The organism is Pseudoalteromonas rubra, from assembly GCF_004212645.1.
GTDB classification, from domain to species: Bacteria; Pseudomonadota; Gammaproteobacteria; order Enterobacterales; family Alteromonadaceae; genus Pseudoalteromonas; species Pseudoalteromonas rubra_G.
Window position 1 is genome coordinate 108579 of record NZ_PPUZ01000031.1, and the last position, 10846, is coordinate 119424.

10 protein-coding genes are annotated in these 10846 nt (G+C 47.2%); 2 read left to right on the plus strand and 8 right to left on the minus strand.

Translation table 11 applies throughout. The features are described 5' to 3' along the window. Positions 1–7: 7 nt before the first annotated feature. From xni to C3B51_RS11270, 3 genes are all read right to left on the minus strand, one after another. Complete coding sequence (gene xni, locus C3B51_RS11260; RefSeq protein ID WP_130245103.1) at positions 8–784, minus strand: flap endonuclease Xni; 777 nt, start codon at positions 782–784, stop codon at positions 8–10. Between the two features lie 69 nt (positions 785–853). Further along, positions 854–2197 (minus strand): nucleotide 5'-monophosphate nucleosidase PpnN, encoded by a 1344-nt coding sequence (ppnN, locus tag C3B51_RS11265; protein ID WP_130245104.1) that lies wholly within the window; start codon positions 2195–2197, stop codon positions 854–856. Between the two features lie 14 nt (positions 2198–2211). Further along, the gene (locus tag C3B51_RS11270) at positions 2212–3744 is read right to left on the minus strand and encodes a GGDEF domain-containing protein (RefSeq protein WP_125718164.1); all 1533 of its coding nucleotides are present in this window, start codon (positions 3742–3744) and stop codon (positions 2212–2214) included. A 182-nt stretch (positions 3745–3926) separates the two neighbouring features. Between C3B51_RS11270 and C3B51_RS11275 the strand changes: the two genes are divergently transcribed. After that, the gene (locus C3B51_RS11275) at positions 3927–5714 is read left to right on the plus strand and encodes a M61 family metallopeptidase (RefSeq protein WP_130245105.1); all 1788 of its coding nucleotides are present in this window, start codon (positions 3927–3929) and stop codon (positions 5712–5714) included. A gap of 109 nt (positions 5715–5823) precedes the next feature. Further along, a complete protein-coding gene (locus tag C3B51_RS11280) occupies positions 5824–7170 on the plus strand; it encodes an IS1182 family transposase (RefSeq protein ID WP_130245106.1) in 1347 nt (448 codons plus the stop codon). Positions 7171–7385: 215 nt separating this feature from the next. Here the strand turns inward: C3B51_RS11280 and C3B51_RS11285 are convergent, their stop codons facing one another. The 5 genes from C3B51_RS11285 to hisA all read right to left on the minus strand — a co-directional run bounded on the left by C3B51_RS11285 (position 7386) and on the right by hisA (position 10838). Then, positions 7386–7937 carry a YkvA family protein gene (locus tag C3B51_RS11285; protein ID WP_125718160.1) on the minus strand — a complete coding sequence of 184 codons (552 nt, stop codon included), beginning with the start codon at positions 7935–7937 and terminating at the stop codon, positions 7386–7388. A gap of 213 nt (positions 7938–8150) precedes the next feature. After that, a complete protein-coding gene (locus C3B51_RS11290; RefSeq protein ID WP_130245107.1) occupies positions 8151–8639 on the minus strand; it encodes a hypothetical protein in 489 nt (162 codons plus the stop codon). 101 nt (positions 8640–8740) lie between these two features. Further along, entirely contained in the window at positions 8741–9352 is a 612-nt protein-coding gene (hisIE, locus tag C3B51_RS11295; RefSeq protein WP_130245108.1) for a bifunctional phosphoribosyl-AMP cyclohydrolase/phosphoribosyl-ATP diphosphatase HisIE, read from the minus strand. After that, positions 9349–10122, minus strand: coding sequence for an imidazole glycerol phosphate synthase subunit HisF (gene hisF / locus C3B51_RS11300; protein ID WP_125718154.1), 774 nt, complete (start codon positions 10120–10122; stop codon positions 9349–9351). The genes hisIE and hisF overlap by 4 nt, the downstream gene beginning before the upstream one ends. Next, positions 10104–10838, minus strand: coding sequence for a 1-(5-phosphoribosyl)-5-[(5-phosphoribosylamino)methylideneamino]imidazole-4-carboxamide isomerase (gene hisA / locus C3B51_RS11305; protein WP_130245109.1), 735 nt, complete (start codon positions 10836–10838; stop codon positions 10104–10106). Before hisA ends, hisF begins: the two co-directional genes overlap by 19 nt. Positions 10839–10846: the final 8 nt, after the last annotated feature.

Consider the following 10846-nt stretch of genomic DNA (forward strand, 5'->3'; position numbering starts at 1 on the left):
CAACAAGCTATTTGCGCTCAATCACCCTGAGTTGACTTAAATTAAAGCCAAGGTTGATGTCAGTTTGTAGCGAAACAAGGGTTTTACTTAAAATAAAGTTATCCAGATCCTGTTCCAATTTGCGCCGTGTTGCACTTGCTAGTGTTGTTGAGTTGAGCGCATGCTCAACCTGACCAAACTCTGCGATTAGCTCAACGGCGGTTTTCTTGCCGATGCCTTTTACACCAGGAATATCATTGGTTTTATCTCCCATTAGTGCCCACAGTTCAGTCAGAGCATGGTAGGGCACTGAAAACTTTTCTTTAATCTCACTGTGGCCTGTGAAAGACTTCGAAAAGTAGTTATAGATATCGATATTTTCGCAGCACAGGGGCAAAAAACCTTTATCGGTCGACACAATGACGGAGTGAACCTGATTGTTGCTGGCTTTACTCGCGAGAGTGGCTATGACGTCATCTGCTTCATCCTGCTCAGGGAAAAATGCAGTGATGCCGCATTCTTTAAATCCTTGTGCAATAAACGGCAGATTTTGTTTAAGCTGTTCAGGCATGGGCTTTCGGCTGTGCTTATAATCGGCATAGTAGTGGTAGCGCCAGCTTCGTTCACCGTCAAACACGGCAATGGCGTGAGTTGGTTCGATGCGCCTGAGTAGCTTACTGCAGGCATTATGGACGCGCGCTTTGCACGATTGCATGATCTGCTGTTCACTCGCGCCCTGGTCGACGTCAATTGCATAGATCCGACGGATCAGGTTGAGTGCATCAATAAGAAGTAATTTTGCCATGTAACTCTTTAGCGGTATGTCTTAGAAGTTGATTGCGTCGGGGTAAGGCTAGCCCTTACCCCTCACAGATTAAGATTTGATTTGATAGCAGGGGACGTAGGCGCTACCTGGTAATTTCATTCTGCCTTGTGCGACAAAAGCGCGCAGCAGTTTGTCCATATCAGTCATTAACGACGTGTCACCGCTCAATATGTACGGGCCTTGCTGTTTAATGGCTGCGATACCTTGCTCTTTTACATTACCGGCCACAATACCGGAAAATGCTCGGCGCAGGTTGGCTGCCAGGTTCTGCGTAGGTTGGGCCAGATGCAAATCTAGCGCTGCCATATTGTCGTGCGTGGGTTCAAATGGGTGCTGGAATTGCTCTTCAATTTTCAACGTCCAGTTAAAGTAATAGGCATCGCCTTGTGCTTTGCGATATTCACGGACTTGCTCCATACCCTGGCTTAGCTTTTGCGCAACCAACTCGGGTTGATCAACCAACACCTCAAATTTACTCAGCGCTTCTTTACCTAAGGTCTTTTCAACAAAGTCGCAAAGCTCGTCAAAATAAGCTTTAGATGAACTTGGGCCAGTCAGAATAACCGGTAATTGTTGCTTGGCATTATCGGGGTGTAGCAGGATCCCGAGCAAATAAAGCAGCTCTTCGGCCGTGCCGGCGCCGCCAGGAAAAATAATGATGGCGTGCGCAGTTCTGATAAAGGCTTCAAGCCGTTTTTCAATATCTGGCAGGATCACCAGTTCATTGACAATTGGGTTTGGTGGCTCTGCCGCAATGATACTGGGCTCAGTCAGGCCAAGATAACGATTGCTGGTGATCCTTTGTTTGGCATGGCCTATGGTGGCGCCTTTCATCGGGCCCTTCATGGCGCCTGGTCCACAACCTGTGCAGATATTCAGACCGCGCAATCCTAGCTGGTAGCCAACTTCCTTAGTATATTTGTATTCTTCTTCATTGATGGAATGGCCTCCCCAGCAGACCACCATATTTGGGTCCGTATTGACCTCAAGTGCGCCGGCATTGCGCAGCATATCGAAGACCATGTGGGTAATTTGTTTGGGGTCAGTGAGTTGTTCTTCGTAACGCTGGCAAATAAACAAGATATCGCGGATCACAGAGAAGATATGTTCGTGTATCCCCGCGATAATTTTACCGTCTACAAACGCAGATTCTGGTGGGTTAGTCAGTTCTATTTTTATGCCGCGCTCACGGGAGAGCAACTTAATATCAAAGTCCCGATATTTGTTGTAGATTTCGTAGCTTGAGTCGGTATGACTGCCTACGTTGAGTACCGCTAAAACACAATTTCTGAACAGCCTGTATTTTTCAATGGTCGATGTCTGCTGTAGCAGGTCAACTTCCAGTTTAGAGAGTAAATTAAGTACGCCTGTTGGGTTTAACTGGACATGCATAGGCAATCTCCTTGTTATTCACGCAAGCAAAGTTTGTCTCTGCCGCTGTTTTTGGCCTCGTATAGCGCTTCATCCGCGCGGTCAAAGGCGGTGAGCTTAGAGTCGCCTTCTTTGAGCTGGGTTGCGCCTAACGAGATAGTGATCCGCACCTCTTTGTCTTTAAAGCGAAATGGGATCGATTTAACGGTTGCACGTATTTTTTCAAGCGGTGCATAGGCCGCTTCGATGGGCATACCTGGCATCAGGATCACGAATTCTTCACCACCATAACGTGCAATGAAGTCCGATTTACGAATGGACTTTTTCAGTGCCCGGGCAATTACCTGGAGCGTTTTATCTCCAGCGCTGTGACCATATTTGTCATTAATTGATTTAAAATGATCGACATCCACAACGACTAAAGTGACATCATTGCCCTGGATTTCAAACAAATGAAATTCCTGACTGTAGCGATCGTCAAAAGCAGAGCGGTTAGGCAGTTTAGTCAGGCCGTCGAGCAGGCTTTTGAATCTTTGTTCATTGAGTCGCTTTTTATAGGTGTTTACTTTGTTTTCGAGCACATTGATACGGCTGTTGATGGCATCGAAGCTCTCAAGCAAAGCTTCTTTGTCACGCCGCTCAATGTGTTCTCGTTCCACCAAGTCTTTGCTAATTTGCGCCAACTCGTCATCGACCAACCCTTTAAGCTCAGAGATAGACGATGCCTTTTGAGTATTCTCGGTCAGTCGTTTTATTTTCGCCTCGATGCGCTCATTCAACGCATTGAGCTCTTTGTTGATGGACTTAGAGTGACTGGTGGTATCAATAATAGATTTGTGGAGCTCTTCGAGAGTCTGGTTTAGCGATACCAAAAAGCCCTGAGCTGATTGTCTCTCGCGCGCAATGGATTTTGCAAAAATGCGAATAACGGCGATGGCATTGCCCAGTAACGAATCGATACTCGAGTCAGTTGAAATGCTGTGTTTGATGGCCGTGACCTCATCGGCCACATCGTCCTCAAACACGAGCTCGTTAGTCAGGCCCAGTAATTCTGTTGCCAGCTCAGGATCGTTATGCTGCGCATCGCTATCAATCTCGTACTTGGCATCAAATACTTGCTGGTAGAATTGAAACAACTTATCTAACAAAGGCACGAACTCTGGGATAGCATCAATATCACCCAGTTCATGATCCAGTAAATGACGTAATTTACGACGTGTATTTTCAGGCACACCGCGTAGCTTTTGGAGTTGTTTTCCGGCGCTCTGGATGTGGGTTACTAGATTGCGTTGATTAGCCGAATTGGTGCTATCAAGTTGCTTTAGCTGAGCACTGGTATTTTCAATTAAAGGGGCAAGATGTTCAAAGTCCATGCCCTTTGCCAGCGCACTGCGATACTTTGCCAGCAGGTTATCCAAAGACACATCCTGGCCTTTGCAGCCAAGCGTAAGTTTAGCGGCAAACTCCGACAGGGTATCGACCTGCTGCTTTCTCGCTTCTTCCAGCGCCTTTCTTGCTTCAATCGCTTGTGATAGTTTTTTCTCTAATCGCGCAGTTTTATCAGTCACAGAAACCTAACATCTATTGTTTTAACCTACTCATTAGCAAGTCTACATCAAATTACTGATAAATGTGGAAGATTTTAGGTCGTGGATCCACCTATTTTGACCGTTGACTCATCGTGTTTAGGGGGCAGGGGTCAGACTTTTTTGTTAGTTTAATCTCATATTTGCAATTTTATCGAACCATTATGAAAAAAATCTGTTCCCTGCTCTTAGCATTAAGTGCTTTTCCTGCATTGTCGGATGTTGAATATACCCTGAAAATTACCCAGCCAGAGCATCATCTGGGTGAAGTCGAAATTACCTTTCCTAAAAGTGCTCAGGCGCACCTGGATATCAAACTGGCCGACTGGCGGACAGGGCGCTATGAGATCCTCAATCTGGCAAATGGGATACGCGCATTTGATGCAAACGACGCCGAGGGCCGGGAGCTGACCTGGCACAAAGTAGACAAAAGCACCTGGCGTGTTCATCTGGATAGCCCGACCGAGGTGACCGTTAATTATCAGGTTTACGCCAATGAGCTGGGGCTCAGGGCAAGGCATATTGATGATAGTCATGCTTTTGTTGATGCTTCCGGCTTTTTTATGTTCAGCGAGTCGTTTCGCAATGAACCGGTAACCGTGGAGATGCAGGTACCCGGGCAGTGGCGCTCTGTATCGGGAATGGACTTTGCTGGCAGCGAGCACCGCTTCAGTGCTGCAAATTTTGACGTGTTAGTCGATTCACCTATCGAATCCGGCATAAACCAGCTTCACAAATTTCGAGTAGATGGACGGGATTATGAGCTGGTTATCTGGGGAGAGGGTAATTACGACGTTGAGTTGATGCTGAGCGACCTGAAAAAACTGGTCAAGACCGGCAGCCTGATCTGGCAGGATTATCCCTATGAGCGGTATGTATTTATGGTACATGCGACCAGTGGCGCCAGGGGGGCAACCGAACATCTTAATTCGACCATTATTCAGCGTCACAGAGATGCATTTGCCAAACGTGACGATTACATTGGGTTCATTTCGACCGCGGCACATGAATTTATCCACACCTGGAATGTGAAAAACTATCGGCCTGCCGGGTTAGTTCCTTACGACTATGTCAATCCTAACTACAGTGATTTGCTCTGGCTTGCGGAAGGCTCGACCAGCTACCTTGAGGATTTCTTGCTGTTAAGCGCAGGGATTATTACCCATGAGGAGTATTATCAAGGCCTGAGCAAACGCATTAATCGCCACCTGAAGACACCGGGCAGAGAAATACAGAGCGTGGCGCAAACCAGCTTTGATAAATGGATTAACCAGGGCGGTGATCATGGCAAAAACTTCAGTACTAATATTTATTCAGAAGGGGCTTTGGTTTCTATGATGCTGGATATTAAGCTACTGGACGACAGTGATGGAAAGGTGAGTTACCGTGACGTGCACGCCATATTGGCAAAGCGCCATGCGTTGCCAAACTCGTTTAATAGCCAAGATGTGTTAGATATCCTCAAAGAGATCAGTGGTCAGGATCACACCCAGTGGTGGGCAAAGAACATTGACACGCCGTTTATATTGGATGTGGATGCGTTGTTCGAAAAAGTGGGACTTGTTTATCAATACCCTGCAGGTAGCCAGACTGTTGCCGGTTTTGACGGTCAGGCAAAATCCAACGGCGAGCTGCTGGAGTTAAGTCATGTGGCACGCAACGGCAACGCGTGGCAGGCGGGATTAACAAGTGGTGATAAACTGGTGGCGCTAAACAAGCATCAGGTGAGAAATACACTGGACAAAACGTTGGCACTGTTTGAGCCTGGGCAAAAGGTGGTTGTTGACTTTATTCGTCGCGATAAACTGATGTCTACAGAATTGACATTGAGCGAAGTACAATCAAAACCAAAGCAGGTCACGGCACTGTTGCAGCCTACGCAGCGTCAACAGATGTTGTATCGCGCCTGGATGGGTGTAGCACATCCTAATGCCGGGCAAACAAGCCAGTAAGCACGACACAAAAAAGGGAGCCGAGGCTCCCTTTCAGACTGTTGAAAAAGGGCTGGACACAGATCCAGCCCTTTGATCTAATAAGTGTAGTGAGTTTGGAGAGTTCACCATGCTTAAAGACAAAACCCCTCAGCAATATGAACTAGAAATGGTCGCTATCGATCAACTGGTTCCACAAGACCATTTAGTACGCCTGATTGACCTCGCTATTGATTTTGAGTTTATTCGCGACGAAGTCTCACATCTTTATTGTAAAAATAATGGCCGCCCAGCTGTTGACCCTGTTCGAATGTTCAAAATTTTGTTTCTTGGATACCTGTTTGGTATTCAAAGCGAGCGCCGCTTAATCAAAGACATTCAAGTTAACGTCGCTTATCGTTGGTTTTTAGGTATAGGACTCACCGAAGATGTGATCCACCACTCGACGCTAAGCCAAAACCGTATTAAGCGCTTTAAAGACAGCAACATTTATCAATCTATCTTCGACAACATTGTCCGCCAAGCGATGAAGCAAAAACTCATCGGTGGTTATAGCTTGTTTGCCGACAGTACGCACCTTAAAGCCAACGCCAATAAGAAACGCTATGACATAGAAGATTTAAAAGTCAGTCCTTCAGTGTATGTAGAGCAACTGAACGAAGCGGTACAACAAGACCGGGAGGATGAAGGAAAAAAGCCCCTGAAGCGTAAGGAAGAAGCACCTTGCACAAAACCAACCAAAGTCAGCCGCACCGACCCAGATAGCGGGTTTATGGTGCGAGATGAGAAGCCGCAAGGTTTTTTCTATTTAGACCACCGAATTGTAGATGGTAAACATGGCATTATTGTTGATACACACGCTACAGCGGGCAATGTGCATGACTCACAACCTATAATCAGTCGACTCGACAGAGCGTTAGAGACCTTTGCACTTAATCCCATCGCGGTAGGACTCGATGCAGGCTATTTCACAGCGGCGGTATGCCACAATCTTGAAGAAAGACAACTTGTAGGCGTACTTGGATATCGAAGACCAAATAAGAAGAAAGGCTACTTCGCCAAACGAGAGTATAGCTATCAACCAGATACTGATATTTACTTATGTCCTCAAGGTGAAACATTAATCTATAAAACAACAAGTCGAACAGGGTATCGTCACTATCATTCTGACCCGAGGAAGTGTGAGAGCTGTCCGGTAAGAAATCAATGTACAGCCAGTAAGAACCATACCAAAGTGATTACGCGGCATGTCTGGCAATCGAGTGTAGAAGCCGCCAATGTCACGAGACTGAGTGACTGGGGTAAACAGATTTATCGGCGAAGAGCCGAAACGGTAGAACGGAGCTTCGCCGATGCAAAACAGCATCATGGTCACCGCTACTGCCGATATAGAGGTCTGTCAAAAGTGACCGCGCAGTGTTTGCTAGCAGCGGCATGTCAAAATATGAAGAAAATGGCGTTAATGGCAGCACACTAGCCAAACATCACGAAATATTAGACCTAAAAGCCCCTAAAACGACCTAAGAAACATCAAATCCCCGTGACCCGTCTCATATAACCAAGAAATCGAATGCTCGAATATCGCCGGAGAAATACCATCTGACGACTGAAAAAATAAACCCCACTTAAAAAAGTGGGGTTTATCATCAATCTGAAAGGGAGCCGAGGCTCCCTTTTTTTAAATCGATTAAATTACATAATGCGCGAAAAGAATCGTGACTTCTTCGTGGTCGAGCGATTGCGGCGCATAGAAGAGCGGATCTGAGAGCGCGTACCAGCTAGCCAACTTTCGCGGTCCACTTTTGCAGCATCACCACGGCGGGCTTCCTCCGTTGCGCGGAAGCCGCAGAATTGACGATAAGCACTTAAATCCAGAGATAATTCCTGCAGCACCAACTCAATCATGATGGCATCATCAATGTAACCCAGCACTGGGACGTTGTCTGGTACTATGTCTTCAGGCTCACTGAAATAGGCCAAAGACAGCATGATTTCGCGTTTTTCATCTTCAGGCATTTGCCATTCTTCGTCCTGCACTGCATCAATCAGTGCAGCAAGTGACATCATGCGCGTGCGCACAAACTCAGGTAAGTTAGACTTTTCCATGTTGTTGACCAGCTCTTTGGCCTTGCTGATGATTTCGTCGTCGCTCAAGCCCTGGCTTTTTTCGATAGTCGCATTCATCATGCTACGAAAGTGCGCCAGATCGGCATCGGATAATTCAAAGTTGATTTCAATTGACACTGGGTTCTCCCTGAGGATTTTGATTTTTATTTTGATGTCTGAAGTTAGGTGGTTATTGATAAGTTGTCAAACCCACCTTAACTACTAACAACACTATGCCACTTTAGGTACTAATAATTAAGAGCGGATCAAAGATTTATTAAAGAATGCGGCGTGTTTGTTGTCAAATTAGACAAAAGTTGGGCAGATGATAAACACCTGCCCGTGATGCTGCTATTGTGAGATTTCTAATGAGATAACCCAAGGCTCATTACGGTCCAGACCAGTTCCCTGGCTAAGGGAAATTTTCGCCTCTGATGCGCCACTGGTATAAAGCAGGGCAGTGGTTTTTACTTGGTCTTTTTGCCATGCGGTGCCCAGGCAGGCACTTAATTGCTGATCGACGTTATTAAACAGTGCTGTCGCGTCAGACTCGGTAATGAATGATTTAGTGCATTCATAGGCGACACGCCCGCTACTATATTGATTGATCTGACAACTATTGGCGATTAAGTGGGCTTTTGGTTGCCAGGCGCTCATCAATGGTGAGCTGACCTCACTGCCTTTAAGCTGGGCAAAGTCATCCTGGGCGCCGCTTGTCAGGGCAAGTACTTTTTCACAGTCACTCATTGTGTCTACACGTTGTTGTACGTCAGCTGGTAGCTGTTGACATGCGGTGAGTGATAGCAGCGCAATAGGGAGAATAAACTGGCGATGATCCATGGCTATATCCTTCATCTGAATTGTGGAGCCAGTTGAGCCTGAACTGACTCAACTGGCCTGAGCATAGCATGAAGCAGGCTGAGTTCGCAGAAAACTCAGCGTTATTTATGACGTTCGCTCAGTGTTTCTACAACCTGCTCAAGGGATAAACCACTGCGTTGCAGCAATACAATCAGGTGGTAGAGCAGATCCGCAGATTCGTTGCGCAATTCGAGTTGATCTTGCTTCATGGCCGCCAGTGCCACCTCAACGCCTTCTTCACCGACTTTTTGGCAGCTGCGACTGAGATCTTTGGCGAACAAAGAGGCCGTGTAACTTTGTTCTGGATCGGCGTCTTTGCGCTCGCAAATGACGCGCTCCAGCTCACACAGGAAGCTAATTGCCGGACGCGCGTCGGCAAAGCAACTTTGTGTGCCGAGGTGGCAGGTTGGTCCGGCCGGGTTTGCAAGCAGCAGCAGGCTGTCGCGATCGCAATCTGTGTAGGCTGAAACCAGTTTTAATACATTGCCTGACTCTTCACCTTTGGTCCACAGCCGCTGTTTTGAGCGAGAGTAGAAGGTGATAAGGCCTTTTTCAAAAGTCGCGTTGAGTGCAGTCTGATCCATAAAGCCCTGCATGAGGATAACACCGCTTTGTGCGTCCTGAACGATGGCGGGGATCAGCGACATTTTATTGAAGTCTAAACTGGTTAGGTTTTCCGGGGTGAGTTTCATAATCTGCAAGGTACCTTGTTAGCTGCTAAGTATTGTTTAAGCGCATCAATTTCAATGAGCTGTTTGTGAAAGACACTGGCTGCCAGCGCACCATCGACGTCGGCTTGCTGAAATACATCAACAAAGTCCTGCATAACGCCCGCGCCGCCTGAGGCAATCAGTGGTACGTCACATTGTTTGCGAATGTTGCTCAGCTGTTCAATGTCATAGCCTTTTCTTACGCCATCCTGGTTCATGCAGTTGAGAACAATTTCTCCGGCTCCAAGTTCCTGAACACGCTGTACCCATTCACTGGTTTTATAGCGTGTCTGGCTGGCGCTGTTAGGGTCGCCGGTTAGCTGGTACACCAGATATTCGCCGGTGTTGGCATCAAAAAAGCTGTCTATACCAACGACCACACATTGTTTGCCAAACTCATCGTGCAGCTCTTTAATGAGCTCGGGCCGTGCGATAGCCGGGCTGTTAATGGAGATTTTATCAGCACCTTGCTCTAGCACCTTTGCGGCATCCGCCACCGACTTAATGCCACCAGCGACGCAAAAAGGAATATCAATATGGCGGGCTATGTCCCTGACCCAGTTAACATCCAGCAAGCGTTTCTCAACGCTGGCACTGATCTCATAAAACACCAGTTCATCGGCCCCGGCCTGACTGTAAAGCGCGGCAAGCTCAAGGATCTCGCCAACGATTTCGTGTTGTTTAAACTTAACGCCTTTAACAACCTGGCCATTTTTGACATCGAGGCAGGGGATTATGCGCTTTGATAACATGCGATTGCCTCCTCAACAGTAAATGCGCCATCCAGTAACGACTTACCCAGAATAATTCCACTTACGCCCAGTTCAATTAACTGACGAATATCATCTAAACTGCTGACCCCGCCCGAAGCCTGAACCCTGACGCCTGGACTGTGCGCGACGATTTCCTGGTAGAGCGCAAAAGAGGGACCTGTCATAGTGCCATCTTTACTGATGTCCGTACATAAGAAATCATACACGCCCAGCGCCAGGTAAAAATCAATGAGTTCAAACAGGCTTAACTGAGACTCCTCGAGCCAGCCATGGGTGGCAACTGCCCATCCCGAAGCGCTGTGTTTTACATCCAGTGCGATAACAAAGCGCTCGGCACCAAACTCTTCAATCCATGCGGCGACTTCTTCTTTGCTATCTACAGCCATGGAACCAATCACAACTTGTTGTGCACCCGCTTTAAGCCATTGCTTCACGTCTTCATAACGACGGATCCCGCCGCCCACCTGATAAGGGGCCGTCAGCTCGGCTGTGGCTTGCTGGATCTGTTGCCATTGTTTCTTTTGTGGGTCGCGCGCGCCTTCCAGATCAACCAGGTGCAATTTGGTGGCGCCCGCATCCTGATAGGCTTTTAAGCGACTTGCCAGCTCGAAAGGGTAGAACTGTGCGGTGTCATACTTGCCCTGATACAGGCGTACAATCTGGTTTTGTAATACATCTAATGCAGGAATGATCATTATCTTGT

Coding starts and splice junctions, on each gene's coding strand:
- C3B51_RS11275 (WP_130245105.1), top strand. CDS start 3,927: ATGAAAAAAATCTGTTCCCTGCTCTTAGCATTAAGTGCTTTTCCTGCA.
- hisF (WP_125718154.1), bottom strand. CDS start 10,122: ATGTTATCAAAGCGCATAATCCCCTGCCTCGATGTCAAAAATGGCCAG.
- hisA (WP_130245109.1), bottom strand. CDS start 10,838: ATGATCATTCCTGCATTAGATGTATTACAAAACCAGATTGTACGCCTG.
- hisIE (WP_130245108.1), bottom strand. CDS start 9,352: ATGAAACTCACCCCGGAAAACCTAACCAGTTTAGACTTCAATAAAATG.
- ppnN (WP_130245104.1), bottom strand. CDS start 2,197: ATGCATGTCCAGTTAAACCCAACAGGCGTACTTAATTTACTCTCTAAA.
- xni (WP_130245103.1), bottom strand. CDS start 784: ATGGCAAAATTACTTCTTATTGATGCACTCAACCTGATCCGTCGGATC.
- C3B51_RS11280 (WP_130245106.1), top strand. CDS start 5,824: ATGCTTAAAGACAAAACCCCTCAGCAATATGAACTAGAAATGGTCGCT.
- C3B51_RS11290 (WP_130245107.1), bottom strand. CDS start 8,639: ATGGATCATCGCCAGTTTATTCTCCCTATTGCGCTGCTATCACTCACC.